The organism is Bacteroidota bacterium (genome assembly GCA_037133915.1).
In the GTDB taxonomy this organism is placed as follows: domain Bacteria; phylum Bacteroidota; class Bacteroidia; order Bacteroidales; family CAIWKO01; genus JBAXND01.
Genome location: JBAXND010000021.1, coordinates 19,420 through 37,802, shown reverse-complemented (window position 1 = coordinate 37,802; position 18,383 = coordinate 19,420). Strand labels below are relative to the sequence as shown.

Annotated in this window: 15 protein-coding genes; 5 read left to right on the top strand and 10 right to left on the bottom strand. The window is 43.2% G+C overall.

All coding sequences use genetic code 11. The features are described from left to right. Position 1 precedes the first annotated feature (1 nt). Complete coding sequence (locus WCM76_08965; protein ID MEI6765758.1) at positions 2-673, bottom strand: rhomboid family intramembrane serine protease; 672 nt, start codon at positions 671-673, stop codon at positions 2-4. A 498-nt stretch (positions 674-1,171) separates the two neighbouring features. Between WCM76_08965 and WCM76_08960 the strand changes: the two genes are divergently transcribed. Continuing rightward, the gene (locus WCM76_08960) at positions 1,172-2,782 is read left to right on the top strand and encodes a S41 family peptidase (protein ID MEI6765757.1); all 1,611 of its coding nucleotides are present in this window, start codon (positions 1,172-1,174) and stop codon (positions 2,780-2,782) included. Positions 2,783-2,791: 9 nt separating this feature from the next. Here WCM76_08960 and WCM76_08955 read toward each other — a convergent pair whose 3' ends face one another. The 5 genes from WCM76_08955 to WCM76_08935 are packed head-to-tail and all read right to left on the bottom strand — an operon-like array spanning position 2,792 to position 9,249. Further along, positions 2,792-3,430, bottom strand: coding sequence for a SagB/ThcOx family dehydrogenase (locus WCM76_08955; GenBank protein MEI6765756.1), 639 nt, complete (start codon positions 3,428-3,430; stop codon positions 2,792-2,794). 34 nt (positions 3,431-3,464) lie between these two features. Beyond that, positions 3,465-4,376, bottom strand: coding sequence for a hypothetical protein (locus WCM76_08950; GenBank protein MEI6765755.1), 912 nt, complete (start codon positions 4,374-4,376; stop codon positions 3,465-3,467). A gap of 14 nt (positions 4,377-4,390) precedes the next feature. Further along, a complete protein-coding gene (locus WCM76_08945) occupies positions 4,391-5,932 on the bottom strand; it encodes a glycoside hydrolase family 57 protein (GenBank protein MEI6765754.1) in 1,542 nt (513 codons plus the stop codon). Positions 5,933-5,943: 11 nt separating this feature from the next. Then, positions 5,944-7,233 carry a glycosyltransferase family 4 protein gene (locus WCM76_08940; protein ID MEI6765753.1) on the bottom strand — a complete coding sequence of 430 codons (1,290 nt, stop codon included), beginning with the start codon at positions 7,231-7,233 and terminating at the stop codon, positions 5,944-5,946. A 30-nt stretch (positions 7,234-7,263) separates the two neighbouring features. Then, positions 7,264-9,249: an amylo-alpha-1,6-glucosidase gene (locus tag WCM76_08935; GenBank protein ID MEI6765752.1), complete on the bottom strand. Its 1,986-nt coding sequence runs from the start codon at positions 9,247-9,249 to the stop codon at positions 7,264-7,266. Positions 9,250-9,674: 425 nt separating this feature from the next. Between WCM76_08935 and WCM76_08930 the strand changes: the two genes are divergently transcribed. The 4 genes from WCM76_08930 (at position 9,675) to WCM76_08915 (ending at position 12,582) form a co-directional block, all read left to right on the top strand. Then, positions 9,675-11,144: a hypothetical protein gene (locus WCM76_08930; protein ID MEI6765751.1), complete on the top strand. Its 1,470-nt coding sequence runs from the start codon at positions 9,675-9,677 to the stop codon at positions 11,142-11,144. 204 nt (positions 11,145-11,348) lie between these two features. After that, the gene (gene pepE / locus WCM76_08925) at positions 11,349-12,056 is read left to right on the top strand and encodes a dipeptidase PepE (GenBank protein ID MEI6765750.1); all 708 of its coding nucleotides are present in this window, start codon (positions 11,349-11,351) and stop codon (positions 12,054-12,056) included. A 95-nt stretch (positions 12,057-12,151) separates the two neighbouring features. Beyond that, entirely contained in the window at positions 12,152-12,379 is a 228-nt protein-coding gene (locus tag WCM76_08920; protein MEI6765749.1) for a type II toxin-antitoxin system HicB family antitoxin, read from the top strand. Next, positions 12,376-12,582 (top strand): type II toxin-antitoxin system HicA family toxin, encoded by a 207-nt coding sequence (locus tag WCM76_08915; protein ID MEI6765748.1) that lies wholly within the window; start codon positions 12,376-12,378, stop codon positions 12,580-12,582. Before WCM76_08920 ends, WCM76_08915 begins: the two co-directional genes overlap by 4 nt. Positions 12,583-12,643: 61 nt before the next feature. On the opposite strand, the gene WCM76_08910 is transcribed toward WCM76_08915, so the two are convergent. From WCM76_08910 to WCM76_08895, 4 genes are all read right to left on the bottom strand, one after another. Continuing rightward, positions 12,644-13,555, bottom strand: coding sequence for a ribonuclease Z (locus WCM76_08910; protein MEI6765747.1), 912 nt, complete (start codon positions 13,553-13,555; stop codon positions 12,644-12,646). Further along, positions 13,552-14,310: a T9SS type A sorting domain-containing protein gene (locus WCM76_08905; GenBank protein MEI6765746.1), complete on the bottom strand. Its 759-nt coding sequence runs from the start codon at positions 14,308-14,310 to the stop codon at positions 13,552-13,554. Before WCM76_08905 ends, WCM76_08910 begins: the two co-directional genes overlap by 4 nt. Positions 14,311-14,444: 134 nt before the next feature. Next, a complete protein-coding gene (rpsA, locus tag WCM76_08900) occupies positions 14,445-16,505 on the bottom strand; it encodes a 30S ribosomal protein S1 (protein MEI6765745.1) in 2,061 nt (686 codons plus the stop codon). Between the two features lie 663 nt (positions 16,506-17,168). Beyond that, entirely contained in the window at positions 17,169-18,380 is a 1,212-nt protein-coding gene (locus tag WCM76_08895; GenBank protein ID MEI6765744.1) for a T9SS type A sorting domain-containing protein, read from the bottom strand. Between the last annotated feature and the right edge of the window lie 3 nt (positions 18,381-18,383).

Below are 18,383 nucleotides of genomic sequence, written 5' to 3'. Positions count from 1 at the left end.
ATCAGGCATTGAATTGTTCTTTCTGCTCATCAGGCTCTGCAGGCTGCTCTTCAATCATCTCCGTGAAATCATCATCATCATCATCATCCCAGTGGTATTCCTCTTTCTGCATGCCTCTTTTTCGGTAGAAAACAGATAAGACAAAACCGGCGACTCCGCCCATCAGATGCGATTCCCAGGAGATATTCCTGTCGGGAAAAAAATTCGGAAATATTCCCCAGAGCAATCCACCATACAGAAAAATTACCAGCAGTGATACGGCCATCAGACGGGCGTTACGTCGAATAATTCCGCTGAAAAACAGGAAGGAAAGATATCCATAAACAATTCCGCTTGCGCCGATGTGAACGCCTCCGCGCGCAAACGACCATACCCAGATTCCGGTAATTACCCATATCAGAAAGAAGACCTTGAAAGCGATTTCTCGATAAAAATAGAAAATGATGGAGGCTGAAACGAAGAATGGGATTGAATTAGCCAGAATGTGAGGAAAATCAGCATGAAGCATGGGCGAGGTCACAATGCCAATAAGTCCGAAACCATCCAGTGGTTTGATGCCCAATGATGAAAAATCGAGATTAAAAAAATACTCTGTCAGTTTTACTATCCACATCAGCACAAGCATAAAAAGGGGGAATATCATGCTGCGCAGCAACCTTTTCTTATCTTCCATCAGCTAATCCACATAGTTTATTCAACTTAAATAATTCGGCGACCTTTCTCCTTCTTGGCAAAAGTCGAACCACGAACGCATTCATCGTATTTTAAACAATATCAAATGTAACAACTTATCAATTAAGGAATTGTTCTGCAAAATACGGATTTCATTTTATGACAAATTGTCCTGTTGCATTCCTTGCAGACCAAAAGTAATTAATAATTTAAGTATTTCACCGAACATTTCATCGACACTAATTAAGGTTATATAAAACATTATTTTGCTTTCAGCGGAACTTTTTTGAATTGTATGCGTTAAAAGACCTGTGTATTTGTCCGGGAATACTGAAAGCATTGTAAATAAAAGAGTTTCAAAAAGCCTTGCATTAATTTTTGATTAGAAACTCCGGAAAAAGTTTTCTTACACATTATATTAAACGGAAAAGAAAAAAGCATAATTTTGCAATCCCTAAAATGCAAAAAGGTTAATTAACAAATCAAGTGTATGGACAACATGAATCGAAAATTTACTTCCCCTCTAACCATACTTTTTGCTTGCGTATTTTTCAGTTTTTCTTCTGTAAGTATTGCACAGCGCCACGATCCAAAGGTGTCTGATCAGAAATTTTCAGCAGCTCTGCAAATTATCCGCATGGCTTATGTTGATACCGTGAACGAAGCAAAGCTCACAGAAGACGCCATTACTGCGATGCTCAAAAAACTTGATCCGCATTCCACCTACATTTCTAAGTCTGATGTTGAGAAAGCAAATGAGCCACTGGTAGGCAATTTTGAAGGAATCGGAATTCAGTTCAATTTGGTTCGCGATACAATCGTTGTTATTACGCCGGTTCCCGATGGGCCCTCAGAGAAACTCGGAATTCTTTCAGGAGATAAAATCGTAAAGATTGACGGTGAAAATGCTACCGGTTCTAAAATTAACGAAGACTTTGTTTTAAAACATTTGCGCGGTGCCAAAGGCACGCAGGTTACTATCAGCATTTATCGTAAAGGAAAAAAAGACCTTGCAGATTATGTTGTTACCCGCGATAAAATTCCCATCAACAGCATGGATGCCGCTTATATGGCAGCTCCGGAAATAGGCTATATCAAACTGAATAAGTTCGGCTCAACCACCATGGACGAGTTTCGTAAAGCATCAGCCGAGCTCAGAGAAAAAGGCATGAAGAACCTTATTCTCGATCTTCGCGATAATTCAGGCGGCTACCTGAATACAGCGATTGAATTGGCTGATGAATTTTTACCCGAAGGAAAACTCATCGTTTATACCGAAGGTTTTTACAGCCCGAAACAGGAAAGTTTTGCAACTTCAAAAGGTGATTTTGAAACCGGAAAATTGGTTGTGCTGATTAATGAAGGCTCAGCCAGTGCCAGCGAAATTGTTACCGGTGCCGTGCAGGACTGGGACCGCGCACTGATTATCGGTCGCAGGTCATTCGGAAAAGGTCTCGTTCAACGTCCGTACAATCTTCCTGATGGTTCGGTAATGCGGCTTACAACGGCACATTACTACACTCCTACCGGTCGTTGCGTGCAGAAACCATACAATGAAGGAACCGAAAAATATTATAAAGATCTTACCGACCGCTACAAACACGGCGAGTTAGTGAATCCCGACAGTATCAAGTTCCCCGATTCTCTTAAATATTCTACGCCCAATAAACGCATTGTTTATGGCGGCGGCGGCATTATGCCCGACCTTTTTATCCCGCTTGATACAACACGAATCACCGATTATTATTCGGATTTGCTGCGCAAAAATATTATAAACCTTTACGTGCTCCAATACCTCGAAACACGTCGTGACCAGATTAAGAAAACCTATCCTGATGTTGAAGACTATCTGAAAAAATTTGTGATTGACGAAGCCTTCATGAAAGACCTGACCGACTTTGCTGCGAAAGAAGGTGTGAAAAAGAATGAGGAACAATATAAGATTTCCGAGTTCTATATGAAAAATTTCGTCAAGGCATGGATTGCCCGCAACGTTTGGAACTACGGCGCATACTGGCGTGTATTCAACGAAAACGATGATGCCTTTAAAGATGCGGTTCAGGCCATTCAGGACAAAGGCAAATTCAAAGAGTATAAAATCAATTACTAGAGTTCCTGATTACTCAGGATAACCGACCGGCTGCGTAAGCTGCACTTTTTGATTGCCCTTCAATTTGAGTATCTCTGCCATTTTATCACGGTCAATGTATCCAAGCACTACCGTAGCCAGATCTTCTGAACTGCAGAACAGATAAACATTTTCGCTGATCAATCCTGTATCAACAGCCGAATAAAATGCCTTCTGGTCTTTGGTCATTACAACGCCCATTCTGGAATAGTCGGCTACATATACAATCACAACAGGCGCAACACCTACAAAATCCTGCTTCCCCATTTTTTCACGAACATCTCCCGCAAATACTGGATCCAGCGTGTTTTTCTCTGCATTATAAATATACACACCTTCTGAAAGGCACACATAAAGGTCAATTTCCTGATTGTTCATGGCCGATGGTGCCGTGCGCTTACCGTTGTCAGGTCTGTTTACGCCGAAAGCTGCCCACAGCAGGTCAGACAATAGCTGCAGCGGAAGTTTATCTTCTTTGAAAGAGCGATTCGTTTTACGGTCGTTTAGCGCTTTAAGCAACTGTTTTCCGCCATCTTTCCGGGGTGCAGGAAGTTCAACTTTCTTAAAATCCTGTGCGTTTACACTGAATATAAAGACAAACAGCATCATGGCAATCAGTAATTTCTTCATTATAGTTTAAGTTTTAATAATCGTTATAAGAATTTTATTCCAAACATTCAAGATACACTTTACTCATCCGTATTTTTTCTACACGGCAGCGTACGTAATTGCCTGCTGTAATATCCTTATTCCTGCAAGGCACCGGATAACTGTGTCCGATTTTATCTTTCAGCATCAGCACGTGATACACCTCGCCCAGATCGTGGCTGATTATACTGCGGCCTGTATTTTCAAATTCATACACTTCGCCTGCTTTGTAAAATGGATGAACAGGCTCAAGGTAATGCGTATAAGGAACAGTGGGTTCCACAACCTCACAATATACTTCAGATTGTGCGGGAAACGCATATGCCTCATAATAGCGGGTACGCAAATAATGGGTTTCGCCCATGCATTCCAGTTTATAATACTCCAGATGCCTTGCCAGCGTTACTATTCCTTTAATCTCAAAACGATATGTCTTACCCTGTTCAAGCTGCGATGGCGGTGTTTCGCCCTGATAATGCGACAGAAAAAGTAAGCCTTTTTTGATGCGTTCCACACGGCAGGAAAGGCGTGTTTGCTCGCCGCCGTCAGGCAACTCAGAGTAAGGAACAAAAATCTCATTGCCGGCAATATCGCTCACCACGGTCATTTTCTCAACATTTCCGACAGAATTTGTGATTGAAATAGTGCGTATCACATTAAAATCATAAACTCCGCCCGTTTTGTAATGCGGATGTTCGGGCTCCAGAAACATTTTACCGGAACAATTTACTTTGTCAACCTTGCACGTAATTTCCATGCCCGGCGAAATACCGTAAGCAGCGTAAAGATTTTTACTCAGAAGATGACGGCTGTTCTGCCGGCTCCGCAACACAAAAAATTCCTCATCGTCAGGAGGCATCTGTATCAATCCTGTGACAACAAAACTGTATGTCAGCCCTTCTTCAAATTTGAATTCCTGTTCTCCCAAAGCAGCGTACTGAATTACTTTTTGGATTTGGACACACCCTTTGATTTTGAAGCTGCAGCCTTCTTTGCAGGTGTTTTAGTTTTCGCAGGAGCTGCCTTTTTCGCAGCCACTGCTTTCTTTACAGGAGCAGTCTTTTTAACGGGCGCTTTCGCAGAAACCTTCACTTTCGGGGCAACAGCCTTTTTGGCCGCCACAACTTTTTTCGCAGCAACTGCCTTCTTTGCCGGAGCAACTTTTTTTACAGGCGCTTTCGCAGATGTTGCAGCTTTCGGTGCAGAAACTTTTTTCACAGGAACAGATTTCTTTACAGGAGCGGCCTTTACTTTCTTCGTTTTTAATTTTTCATTATTCATTGATAATTGTTCATTATTACCTGCTTCGTCAAGCCGAATCACAAAATCGGAAAGAATATTCATGAAGTTGATGTAAGCTTCATAGGGTGTGTTATACGGATTGAAGTATTTATGCACATCGCCATCACTGAACCACTTGGTACACATGTAATAGAAATGGTCACTGGTTTGCAGATAGCGCCAGTCACGCTGGATAAAATCATCAGTACAATGTTTCACTTTTTCTTCCAGCGCATACAATGCGTTGAAAGCATCGTCTTGCAGTTCATTGCCAAGCCATGCAGTGAGGTCGCGCTCCTCGTCGGCCCATGAAATAGGATCCGGAACATGAATGGCACCTACAGGTTGCATTCTTTCTGAAAGCTCTGCCGGCGTATTAAACGTGAAATTGGAATGCGAGAATACCCGTGCAGGTAAAGCTCTCATAAATTCGAAGATGCCAGTTTCTTTCCACTGGTGCTCACCAAAAGTTTCATAATCCATGAAAAGATTGACCGTTTCTTCTGATGGATTCACGGCGTTGAGCCAGTCAACATATTTTTCGGTTGTAAGCGGCCACTGATCCCACGATGTCTGTGAAAAGCGGAATGCAATATCGTCACTCATCTGAAAATTTTTCAGTAACAATTTCAGCTTCGGATTGATGGCATTGCAGTACATGAAATTCGGGCTTTTCCATCCCAGCACATGTTTGGCTCCTTCGGTAAGCATGGTTTTAAAACCTAATTCAGCAACCATTTCACCAATATAATCAGAATAGATAAGCTCAGTATTACGGAAGGTTGTAGGCTTTTGTCCAAAAAGTTTTTCAATCTTATTGCGCTGTTCGTTTACCTGCCTGAAAAACTCGTCTTTGCTTTTCAGTGCCGACAATGAGTGACTGTATGTTTCTGCCAGAAACTCAACGCAACCGGTATCCGCCAGCTTGCGAAAGCTTTCGATAACATCGGGCGTATATTGTTCAAACTGATCGAGTGCCGTGCCCGAAATTGAAAAACTCACCTTGAATCCTGTGCCGTATTCCCTGATAAGGTCAAGCAGCAGATTATTCATGGGCAGATAGCATTTATCGGCAATTCTGCGCAGAATGTACCTGTTACGGTAATCATCGAAATAATAGTGGTTTGCACCGATATCAAAAAAACGATAGGTATTGAGCCTGAAGGGCTGATGTACCTGAAAATAAAAACAAATTGACCTCATTATAGTATAAGTTAATTCTTTATTAGCACTTTTTCATACACTTTATTCACCTGTCCTGCGGCATTCTCCCATTTCAGATTGTCCACTTCGGTCCTGCCGTAGCGACGAAACATCACCGAAAGGGCATCATAATGAAGCAATCCGTAAATAGCGTCAGCCATGCTGTCGATATCCCAGAAATCTACTTTCAGCGCGTAATTCAGCACTTCGGCAACACCGCTCTGCTTGCTGATTACAACAGGAACATTGGAACGCATCGCCTCCAGGGGTGATATCCCGAAAGGTTCTGATACCGATGGCATCACATAAACATCACTCAGGTGAAACATTTTATCTACATCCTCACCTTTCAGAAATCCCGTAAAGTGAAAATGAGATGAAATCCGCAGTTCGGCAACCCGTCTTACCATGCGGTTGAGCATATCGCCCGAGCCGGCCATCACAAAACGAACATTACGGTCTTTTTGAAGCACTTTATAAGCCGCTTCCACAAAATAATCCGGTCCTTTCTGGAAGGTGATGCGCCCCAGAAAAGTTACAATTTTTTCTTTTACCGCCCGCTGCGATGCTTCATGCTCATGACTTTCAATAGGCTCAACGGCATTATGCACGGTTACCACCTTGGCGGGATCAATGCCGTAGCGGTTGATAACAATGTCGCGTGTCAGATTGCTCACGGTAATAACGGCATCGGCTTCTTCCATGCCTTTGCGCTCAATGTCGTATACGTTCTGATTGATATGCTCACCCGAACGGTCAAATTCGGTAGCATGCATATGCACTACCAGCGGTTTTCCGCTTACTTTCTTGGCGGCAATACCGGCCGGATACGTAAGCCAGTCGTGCGCATGAATTACATCAAACTGATTGGATGCGGCAATGGTGGAGGCTACCAGCGCATAACGCGATACCTCTTTCATCAGGTCGTGACCGTATTTTCCTGAAAAGGCAAAGCGGCTTGAGAACACAGACTCATTGGAATCTATGCCTTCCAGTTCATTGCGCTTTACAATATTCTCAAATTCTTCGGTGCCAACATAAGGAATCAGATTTGACCCAATCTCCATATAGGTTATCTGTTTCCAGAACTCACGATAAATGGAATTTTTAAAATCAATGCTTATATCGCTCGCGTTTACCAGCCTTACGGCCTCACGGTTTTCATCTCCAAAAGCCTTGGGAACCACAAAAATTACTTCGGTGCCGTGCTTCATCAAGCCTTTGGTAAGCCCGAAGCAAGCCGTGCCCAATCCTCCTGTTATATGCGGTGGAAATTCCCACCCGAACATCAAAACCTTCATTGTGTTTATTAAGGTTGAAAAATCATTTCGTTACTTTTTTGCCGTTCTCTTTGCTGTCGGCGTTTTTTTGGGTGTTTCGTACTGCTTGAGCAAATAATCAATCCTCAGCAATTCGGCCACACTCCAGGCCTGCGACGGTGCTCCTCCTGCCCTGTGCGGCGGATCCCCGTCATACACTTCCGAGATGGAACCCACACCATGTTCGGTCATCACATCTTCAAAACCCTCGTAAATCTTGCGGATGCACTGAATGCCGGAGTCGCCGTGTATCTTCAGGAATGCTTCAACATAATGTCCGAGCAGCCAGGGCCACACCGTTCCCTGATGATACGCATGGTCGCGTTGCTCCATAGTTCCGTAATAACATCCTTTATAGTCGGGATGTTTGGGTGTAAGCGTACGCAGCCCACGTGTAGTAAGCAGTTCACGGCCCACCGTATCAATTATCAGCTTGCGAATCTGTTCGCTCACGGGGCTGTACGGCAGGGATGCAGCAAAAATCATATTCGGACGAACCGCCCAGTCTTTATAAGTTCCGTTTACATAATCTGCCAGATAGCCTTTATCCTTGTCCCAGAACGTTTCTTTGAACGATACCCGAATGCGCATTGCAATCCCCGACCATTCATTGATAAAATCTTCGTCACCGGCCATGGAAGCGGTTTCCAAAGCAAACATAATGGCATTATACCACAGCGCATTAATCTCAACAGGCATTCCGATGCGCGGAGTAACGGGCTTGCCGTGAACAACGGCATCCATCCAGGTAAGTGCCTTTCCGGGCATTCCCGCCCAAATCAGTCCGTTTTCCTGCATCCTGATATTGAACTCTGTACCATTGCGGTAACCGTTGAGTATAAGCTTCATTTTATTGCCATACTCTTTCCATATTTTCTCACGGGTGCCTGTATATTCCGAATATTGCTGCAACGACCAGAAGAACCACAAGGGCGCATCAACAGAATTGTATGCTGCCGTTGAGCCGCTCCCGATATTGGGAAACAACGGTCCTTTCAAGTCGGCAATCATGGTGTCAATCACCTTTTTGCAGGTTTGATGATCGCCGGTTGTGAGGGTTAACCCGGGCAGAGAAATAAACGTATCGCGTCCCCAGCGGCCAAACCACGGAAAGCCTGCAATTACTTCTACCTTACGTCCGTTGAAAACCAGACACTGGTGAGCAGAATTTACCAGGCAGTTGCGATAACTATCGCGTGGAATGCGCTTGCCCACTTCAGCAGTAAATATTTTTTTCAGCGATGATGATGCGGTTTCTTTGGTTCCGGCTGCAAAAATGATGCTCTCGCCCTTCTTCATCGGAAGTTCAAAATAGCCGGGCACTAATAAATCCTCTATATAATCATAGCCCCGTTCTTTTTCCTGACTGTATTCTATATTGTAATTCCAGTTGGGAACATGCACGTATTCTGCCTGCTTGGAGAACTGAAGGTAAAGCGGTGTAAATCCGGGATACATTCTCATTTTGATGCCGTTCTCGGCCTGCTCATAATGGGTGTCGGCATCAACATTGGCTTTGGTTAAGCTATGTCTGTTGCGGAAGGCCAGAAAAGGTTTAAAGCGCAGTGTTGTAGCCGAATGTGCTTCAACAAGCGTATATTTTATCAGAATGCGGTCTTCTTCAATTGAAAACAGCATTTCTTTTGTAAGAATAACACCTCCAACGCGGTATGTAAGTTTTGGAATCGGCTCCGCAATAAATTCACGCAGGTATTTATGACCTTTTGGGAAAAATACACCGGGTGTATACTGGTGAATCCCAAGATTAAATTCTGCGTCATTCTGGATAACAGTCTCATCAATAGTTGAAAGCAACACATGGCATTCATTGTCAACATTTGGCTGAGGAACTATGAGCAAACCATGGTATTTACGTGTGTTACAGCCTGATATTGTAGTTGATGCAAAGGAGCCTGCCCTGTTAGACCGTATCAATTCCCTGCTTAAGGAATATTTAAGGTTAACAAGCTGTTCTTTAGTGAATTTTATATAACTCATGGGGTTGAAAGGCTTTAACGTTTAGTTAGGATATTGTAAAGCGGGTTTTTACGGGGTCAAAAGTGTAAAGATACTGTATTACAATATATTATAATTATGGCAACAAAATTACAAAAGATTGACCATTCAAACAAAAAAATCAGGCATAAAGTATAACTTTATATAGATTCAATAATAATCACATTATCTTAGTATTAGAACTGTTATTGATATTTATTCATATTAAGTTATCGTTAAGGAAGGAGACAAGTGGTGCTTATACACAGAAAATCATTTTCATAAATTAAACCTTTTACGGTCTAATTTTTACCCATGGCTGTTTCGAATTTATTGTATTTTTGTTTTTGCCTGATTTAATGATGCCGCAGACAATATTTTTACAATTCTGTCGTATTAATCAAGGCACAAAAACTCAAAAGAGGAGCATGAGAATTCTGAAATCGCGTAATTTACTGTTTATACTTATCATCATTGGTGTTTTCGCTTCCTGTAAAAAGAAAGATAATTTTAACACAAGCACTGATGTAAAACTCAGTTTTTCAACTGATAATATGTTGTTCGATACGGTATTTTCCACTATCGGATCCACCACCAAATATTTTGTGGTTAAAAACACCGACAGTAAAAAGATTAAGATTTCATCAATCAGCCTCGCAACAGGCAATGCGTCAAATTTCAGGATGAATATTGACGGCACACCTGCCGTATCGCTGAACGATGTTGAAATTGCAGGAAACGACAGTATCTATATTTTCGTGAAGGTAACGGTTGACCCTCAGAACAGTAACTCGCCCATGGTAGTTAAGGACTCTATCATTTTTCAGATAAACGGAAATGAACAGGATGTTAAACTCACGGCCTGGGGTCAGGATGCGCATTACATTGTAGCAGACAAAGTATACGGAAGCAGTTTGAAATACAAAATTGTTGCCGGCGAAAATGAAAATATAACCTGGCCCAACGACAAGCCATATTTGATTTACGGATATGCCGTGGTGGACTCAACCGCCACTCTGAATATTGATGCAGGCGCACGAATCCATTTTTACAACGCTTCGGGTATGTGGATTTATAAAGGAGGCAACATTAAAGTGAATGGCACCATGGCCGACCCTGTCACCTTTCAGGGAAGCAGGCTGGACGCCGATTATAAAGAACTGCCCGGACAGTGGGACCGCATCTGGATCAATGAAGGCAGTAAGGATAATGTGTTCAATTATGCGATTATCAAAAACGGCTTTATAGGCATTCAGGCCGAAACCATGCAGCAAAGTATGGGCAACCAGCTTACGCTTACCAATACCATTATTGAAAACATGAGCGGCATGGGGGTTTTCACGAAATTCTATAAGATTCAGGCGGGCAACTGTGTGATAGGCAACTGCGGCGTTTACGCTGTGTGTCTGACTACCGGTGGTGATTATGACTTCAGACACTGCAGCATCGGCAATAACTGGAGTTACAGCACCCGCAATACGCCTTCTCTGGTGATTGCGAATTATTACGATGACTATTACAGCGGGGTGACTTACACAGGCGATCTCGACAAAGCCTATTTCGGAAACTGCATCGTCTGGGGTATGCAGTCTGAAGAGGTTCTGCCCGACAGCCTTGCAGGAGCAGGACTGTTCAATTATAAATTTGAGAATTGCATTCTGAAAACAGAATTGAGTTTAACCGACCCGGCACATTTTGTCAACTGCCACGTAAATGACCCCTTGTTCAAAGATGCGTCAAACAACGACTACAGGCTGTCACCCGGTTCTTATGCTATTGATATAGGCACTATGAGCGTCATCAACACTTCCACACTGAGTCTTATTACCGACATTCTCGGAAACAACCGCGCAGTCAATCCGCCACCCGACCTCGGAGCATACGATTACGTGCCTTAGTCAGATAGTCGTGAGTCGTGAGTCGTGAGCTGGAGCGAAGCGGAAGTCCGCCACCGGCGGAACTAATTTTCAAATTGCCGAATTATCTAATTTTCAAATTAACTAGTTGCCAAATTATCTAATTAATAAAGCACGCAAAGACGCGAAGATGCAAAGGTTCATTTTCAAATTGACTAATTGCCGAATTAACTAATTAATTGAAATATGAAATTATTACTGATCAGCAATTCGACCAACGCGGGAGAAGCCTATCTGGGATGGCCGCGCGAATATATAAGCGAGTTTCTTACAGGCAGCGGAATTAAAAAAATACTGTTCGTCCCCTATGCCGGAATAACGGTGTCGTGGGATGATTATGAAAAGCGGGTTGCTGAGGTATATGCTGAACTTGGTTTCGAAATTCAGTCTGTTCATCGGTTTGCTGACCCCGTTAACGCAGTAATGGAGGCAGAAGCTATTGCCGTAGGCGGTGGAAACACCTTTAATCTGGTTGCCATGCTTCACAAAGAACATCTCATAGAACCTATCCGCAATCGTGTTCTTGCCGGAATGCCATATATGGGCTGGAGTGCAGGTGCCAACGTGGCATGTCCCACTCTCAGAACCACCAACGATATGCCCATTACGGAACCCGCAAGTTTCAACTGTTTCAACCTTGTCCCCTTCCAGATTAATCCGCATTACCTGGATGCGAATCCCGAAGGGCACGGTGGCGAAACACGGCAGCAGCGCATTGAAGAATTTATCGCGCTCAACCGCGACATTACAGTTGTTGGTCTGCGCGAAGCCACGCTGCTGCAGCTTGAAGGCGATGTTCTCAGCCTTAAAGGCAAACGTCCCATGCGGCACTTTTTATATGGGCAGGAACCCAAAGAATTTGAGCCCGGCGCAGATATCAGCTTTCTGGTGTAACGTGGAAAAAAAAGCACCTTCTTTTTAAAGAATGTTCGTAGGATTGATTGCTTTGTCAAAACGGAAATATTATCTTTGATAAAAAATTGAATGTCATGCAGTATTCCTACAAAATTCTTATGCACAAGGAGCCCGAAGGTGGCTTCACTGTGACGGTACCTGCCCTGCCCGGCTGTATAACCTATGGAACAGACATAGAACATGGGCTCAGTATGGCGAAAGAAGCGATAACACTGTATATCGAAGAATTAAAAGAACGCGGAGAAACTATTCCTGACGACAGCGATACCATTGAATACAATCTCAATGTGGTTACAGCATGAACCTGTCGCCGTTTTACCTGATTAAAATTCTTGAAAAAAACGGATTCTTTTATAAGAGAACTAAAGGATCACATCAGCTTTATTATAATCCCATCAATAATAAAACTGTTATAGTTCCCGTGCATGGCGGTAAAGACATGGCTAAAGGAACCTTTTTTGCTATATTGCGGCAGGCTGGGATTGATAAAAATGGAACTGTTTAAGCACGCAAAGGCGCGAATACGCAAAATTGACTAATTTTCAAATTGCCGAATTAACTAATTGTCAAATTGAAACCGTCATCCCTTCCTCTGCCAGTATTGTATTTCTGAACACCGACTGCGCCTCGTCCAGCAGGGGCTCCAGCTCATCGTAGCGGGCTGAAAAATGTCCGATTAGTAATCGTTTGGCTTCTGCCTTCAACGCTATCGTTGCTGCCTGCATGGCTGTTGAATGCTGCTTTTCGTCTGCGTTTGCAATCATGTCCTGCATAAAGGTTGCTTCATGATAGAGAAGATCCGCACCTTTTATGAATTTGGTAATTCCGAGGTGGAATCCTGTATCTGAACAATACGCAAAGCTCCGGCATCGGGGCGGTTCGTGTGTGAGCGATGCGTTGGAATGCACCTTCCCGTTCGCATCCGTAAAGTCGGCGCCGGCTTTTATATTGTTGAACTCCGTAAAAGGAATGTCCAGATTCCGGATAGCTTCATGATGAATGCCGCGCGGCTGCCTTACTTCACGGAACATGAAGCCATGCGTCGGCACGCGGTGTTTCAGCGGAAAACTCTGTACGCTTACTTTAGCATCTTCAAAAAGTGTTTCCGAAGCGCCCGGCTGAAGCGCATGAAATACGAAAGGATACTGCAGTTTGGTACCCGAAGCTTCCAGCTGCAGGTCCAGAATCTCTTTCAAAGCCTCATTCGCATAAATATGCAAAGCTTCGGTTCTCCCGAAAAGATGCCATGAAAACATCAGTCCGGCAAGACCGAGATAATGGTCGCCGTGCAGATGCGATATGAATACGTGGTTGATGCGCCTTCCCTTGATTCCGTATTTGCGGATCTGCATCTGGGTTCCTTCGCCGCAGTCTATCAAAAACAAGCGCTCATGTACATTCAGTACCTGAGCGCTCGGGTTTCGTTCACGAATGGGCGCCGATGCTGCCGTGCCCAGTATAGTCAGCTGAAAAATCATTTGCCTGCTATCATCATCCTTCTGACGACGGTTTTGGAACCGTTGCTTACCTTATACAGATAGATGCCGGGGCTGAGGTTGCCGGGAGTAAATCCAATGGGGTTATATCCTTTACCGGAAACAAATTCGCGGGAAGCAACGCGTGCGCCAAGAATATCATACAGTTCGAACGTAATTTTTTCGTGACCTTTGCTCAGTACACCAATCTCGGTGGCTGTTGTTACGGGGTTCGGTTTGTTCTGCATCACGTTGAAGCCATACTGTCCTTCAACAGGGTCAACGCCCATGTAGGCTGAATCAATGACGACTATGCTGTAGCCTTTCAGTGCAAAGAACATGGTTGAATCGCCCAGAATGGTGGAGTGACCGGTCATGAACACATCCATGGTAAGGTTCCACAGGCCGGTATCGGCAAGAGCCGCTGTACCTGTTATCTGAATACAGCCGCGTGTTCCGCCATAGATAACACAGGAATCGCTGTTACAGCTGTACGTAAAATTGGGAGGCATGTTCAGAATATTGTCCAGCCTGATAGAATCGATGGTCACCGGAAAAATGTAGATGGTGGTGTCTGTCGGGACTTTCACCTGCAGTACCTGCACGTAAGGAACACCGGTAAAAGCAGGCGCAAAATCCTGCAGGGTGTCGGGACTCAGGAAGCTGGTATTGTTGATGTCGGGGGTGCATATCTGTGCTTTAGCAATGGGTGCAGCAAACAGACTGACGAGTGCAAAAAGTAAAAATATTTTTTTCATGATTCTGATTATTATTTTATACTTCAAAAATATCAATAATTCCGATATAAAAGTGAAGTAATCTGTAAATGTATGTGGAACGTAAAAAAAAAGCCGCCCTTGCGGGGCAGCTTTCTTTTCATGTGTGAACGAAATTATTCTTCGTCTTTAGCTTCCGGTTCAGGTGCAGCTTCGGCTTCGGGAGCTTCGGCAGTATCGATAGCTTCGGGAGCATCGGGAGTAACATCAGCGGCTATTTTAGCCTGTTTGTCGCGCTCTTTGGCTTCCAGTTTATCTTTTACTTCCTGATCCATTTCTTCTTTCAGTGCTGCAAGAACGCTGATATCGCCGAGTGTGGTTTTTTCAAGGTTGTCCTTGAGTTTTTTCACCACTTTCTTGGTTTTATTATCAATGGCTTTCTTGTCGTTCATCTCTTTGGTCTTCTCTGCTGAAACAGCATCCTGGAAGATTTTTGAGTGAGAAACGATGATTTTCTTATTCTCTTTCGAGAACTCAATCACTTTGAAATCCAGTGTTTCGTCAATGCGGATGTTGGTGTTGTCTTCTTTTATAAGATGACGTGCAGGTGCGAATCCTTCAACTCCGTAAGGAAGAGCCACGATGGCGCCTTTATCGGAAATTGAAACCACGGTACCTTTATGAATAGAATCAATCAGGAAGATGCTTTCAAACACATCCCAGGGATTTTCTTCAAGTTGTTTGTGGCCGAGGCTGAGGCGTCTGTTTTCGCTGTCCACTTCAAGAACAACTACTTCAATCTTCTCGCCTATTTTGGTGAATTCGGCAGGATGTTTGATTTTTTTCGACCAGCTTAAATCGCTGATGTGAATCAAACCGTCAACGCCTTCTTCCATTTCAACAAAGATGCCGAAATTGGTGAAGTTGCGAACAATAGCTGTATGTTTTGAGTTCACCGGGTAGCGGTCGCCAATGTTCGTCCATGGATCGGGAATAAGCTGTTTGATGCCCAGTGACATTTTGCGCTCTTCGCGGTCTAAGGTAAGGATAACGGCTTCTACTTCGTCGCCTACTTTCAGGAAATCCTGTGCAGTGCGGAGATGCTGTGACCATGACATTTCTGAAACATGGATGAGACCTTCAACACCTTTGGTGATTTCGATGAATGCGCCGTAATCGGCAATAACAACCACTTTGCCTTTAACTTTATCGCCCACTTTCAGTTCCTGATCAAGGGAATCCCATGGGTGAGATGTAAGCTGTTTGAGGCCGAGAGCGATACGTTTCTTTGCTTCATCAAAGTCAAGAATAACAACCTGAATTTTCTGATCCAGTTTAACGATTTCTTCGGGATGGTTGATACGTCCCCATGAAAGGTCGGTAATGTGGATAAGACCGTCAACACCGCCAAGGTCAACAAATACACCGTATGATGTAATGTTTTTAACGGTTCCTTCCAGAACCTGTCCTTTTTCAAGTTTGGCAATGATCTGAGCTTTCTGCTGTTCGAGTTCGTCTTCAATAAGAGCTTTATGCGAAACAACCACATTTTTATACTCGTTGTTAACTTTAACCACTTTGAATTCCATGGTTTTGCCAACAAAGATATCGTAGTCACGGATGGGTTTAACGTCGATCTGTGAACCGGGCAGGAAGGCCTCGATTCCGAATACGTCAACAATAAGACCGCCTTTGGTTCTGCATTTCACAAAACCGTTGATGATCTCGTCTTTTTCAAGAGCTTCGTTCACGCGATCCCATGCGCGGAGTAATTTTGCTTTTTTGTGTGAAAGGATAAGCTGGCCGGTGTTGTTTTCCTGGCTTTCAACATATACTTCAACTTTGTCGCCGAGTTTGAGTTCGGCATTGTAGCGGAATTCCGAAAGAGAAATAACGCCGTCTGATTTAAAGCCGATGTTAATCACCACCTCGCGGCTGTTCATGGCAACAACAGTTCCGTCAACCACCTGCTGTTCAACAATTGAACTGAGGGTTTTATCGTAAATGTCTTCCAGGTTTTTGCGTTCCGAATCGGTATACAATTCCTGATTTTTACCAAGCATATCCCAGTTAAAATCTTCCAGGGATACTTCTTTGCGTGTTGATTTCTTTTCCTTTGCGGGTTTTGCAACTTCTTCTGCAACAGGTGCTGCTACTACTTCAGGAGCAACTTCTTCTGCAGTGTTTTGTTCTTCATTGTTCATCTCAACTTCGTTGAGTTCTTGATCTTCACTCATTAGGCATGCTTTGTTTTTGTATGTCTGCCTTCGTGGCAGACAGGGGTTAGTACTCTGTAAACTATTTAATTCGGGGTGCAAAAGTAGGGATTATTTCTTAATAATAAAATGATTATGAGAAATAATATTCAGGGGACAGGGAACAGTGAATAGGGAACAATTACTAATTAGTAATTAATAATTATTAATTTGTAATTGAGGTCTTTAATCATTTATGTCAAAAATAATTCTGATATTTTCTCTCACTTCTTGAGATAGTTCTTCAGGCAGATCTCCAATTTTCCGGACGAGACGCCTGTTGTCAGCAGAACTAATCAACGGCGATTCATTAAACCGGAGATTCTATCAGACAGGCGGGGCGTCGAGCCTCGCCCGCCTGAAGCAGAACAATCTTCCGACTCATCAATACCCGGTGATTATTTTCTGTCAACTCTATTCAGGATTAATCAAAATACTGTCAACTTTTTTTAGGACGAGTCATACTGTGCAAAATAGTGATTCTGTTTTCTATTTTAGACAGGAGATAAAAAAATAGCACACCAGGCTTTCATCATCAGTCACCCTATCCCCGAGCCGGGGATAGGGCCGGGGTCAGGGGCAGACAGCTTGGGTGTCAAATTACAACGACCGTCTGTCCAGCCTTTGAAATGCCCCGATGTTATATCAGTTGGTAATTACCAATCTTTCGGTCGCGATGACCTTGTCGTCCTGTGTCAGCCGAATGAAATACATTCCGCACGGTATATTGTCACGATGCAAAGTAATTTTCTGCGCGGAAATATTTTTCATTTGTTTTACTTGCTGCCCATAAAGATTATAAATGATTAAGTCGGAGTTGGCATCAGCACTGTTCAGTTGTATTGTTGTAAAAGTACTGAATGGATTGGGATAAATAAGCATTCCATTTCCTACGGTCAGATCATCCTGAGTGGAAGCCGCATTATTTTCCATGATACTTTTTAATTGATAAAAAACATCTTTGGTAATTTTATAATGACAATAATTGCTGCTAAAACTGGCTACTCCCATAGAAAAATATTCGCTGTTGTCAGTGTAAAATAACGAACTTCCACTTTGTCCCGGAATTCCCCGGGCTTGCGGACTGTTTATTCCCAACTGGGTATTCAGATTATTAATATATCCGTAATTGTAATAAAGTGTATCTCCATTGTAATGTTTTGAAGTATCGAACGGACTTGTTACACCCGGATAGCTGAGTTTGTGAAACACTTTGCCGTTAATAAAACTTGTGTCTGAATTAAAAGCCATACCTATCCATCCAATTTGCTGTCCGATGGGCTGTCGTAATTGAAGCAAAGCAATATCGTCAAAAAACTTTTTATCATAAAACGTTTTGAACAGGTAAACTTTTTCAACCACAGATGTAGGTAATGACGGCTGAATTGATGCATTGTCGTATGCCGGAGCTATTAAAATGCTGTCATATCCAAAAATCTGGTCCGTGTAGTTATACGCGCAATGTCCGGCTGTAAGAACAAAATTTTCCCCGACCATCATTCCTGAACAACAGCCTGACAAGACACCATTTTTGTAATAGAATAACCGGGTGGCTGTCCTGATGGGATAATCGGTTACGTTGAAAAAAAGTTCTGCTCTGGCAAGGTCGCTGAATGAAGAATTACTAAAAAGGTTTGTTGTTGGAGGCGATAAATCCAGAGAAACCTGGTTCCCCAAAGATCCAATAGCTGATTCCGTCTTGTTGAATGTTAGTGTGGGATTAACCCATACAGGTAAAACCGTGTCGATGGTTACGGTGTTTATGTTATAAACGATTATGGTATCCGGTTGAGCAAATGCTTGATCAACGGCCAAAGTCAACAGCAAAGCTGTCAGGATTAATGAATGTTTTTTCATAGA

Excerpts from the sequence above, each read along its gene's own strand:
- WCM76_08895 (MEI6765744.1), bottom strand. The coding sequence starts at position 18,380 with ATGAAAAAACATTCATTAATCCTGACAGCTTTGCTGTTGACTTTGGCC.
- WCM76_08960 (MEI6765757.1), top strand. The coding sequence starts at position 1,172 with ATGAATCGAAAATTTACTTCCCCTCTAACCATACTTTTTGCTTGCGTA.
- WCM76_08965 (MEI6765758.1), bottom strand. The coding sequence starts at position 673 with ATGGAAGATAAGAAAAGGTTGCTGCGCAGCATGATATTCCCCCTTTTT.
- pepE (MEI6765750.1), top strand. The coding sequence starts at position 11,349 with ATGAAATTATTACTGATCAGCAATTCGACCAACGCGGGAGAAGCCTAT.
- WCM76_08905 (MEI6765746.1), bottom strand. The coding sequence starts at position 14,310 with ATGAAAAAAATATTTTTACTTTTTGCACTCGTCAGTCTGTTTGCTGCA.
- WCM76_08935 (MEI6765752.1), bottom strand. The coding sequence starts at position 9,249 with ATGAGTTATATAAAATTCACTAAAGAACAGCTTGTTAACCTTAAATAT.
- WCM76_08940 (MEI6765753.1), bottom strand. The coding sequence starts at position 7,233 with ATGAAGGTTTTGATGTTCGGGTGGGAATTTCCACCGCATATAACAGGA.
- WCM76_08910 (MEI6765747.1), bottom strand. The coding sequence starts at position 13,555 with ATGATTTTTCAGCTGACTATACTGGGCACGGCAGCATCGGCGCCCATT.
- rpsA (MEI6765745.1), bottom strand. The coding sequence starts at position 16,505 with ATGAGTGAAGATCAAGAACTCAACGAAGTTGAGATGAACAATGAAGAA.
- WCM76_08930 (MEI6765751.1), top strand. The coding sequence starts at position 9,675 with ATGAGAATTCTGAAATCGCGTAATTTACTGTTTATACTTATCATCATT.
- WCM76_08945 (MEI6765754.1), bottom strand. The coding sequence starts at position 5,932 with ATGAGGTCAATTTGTTTTTATTTTCAGGTACATCAGCCCTTCAGGCTC.
- WCM76_08955 (MEI6765756.1), bottom strand. The coding sequence starts at position 3,430 with ATGAAGAAATTACTGATTGCCATGATGCTGTTTGTCTTTATATTCAGT.
- WCM76_08915 (MEI6765748.1), top strand. The coding sequence starts at position 12,376 with ATGAACCTGTCGCCGTTTTACCTGATTAAAATTCTTGAAAAAAACGGA.
- WCM76_08920 (MEI6765749.1), top strand. The coding sequence starts at position 12,152 with ATGCAGTATTCCTACAAAATTCTTATGCACAAGGAGCCCGAAGGTGGC.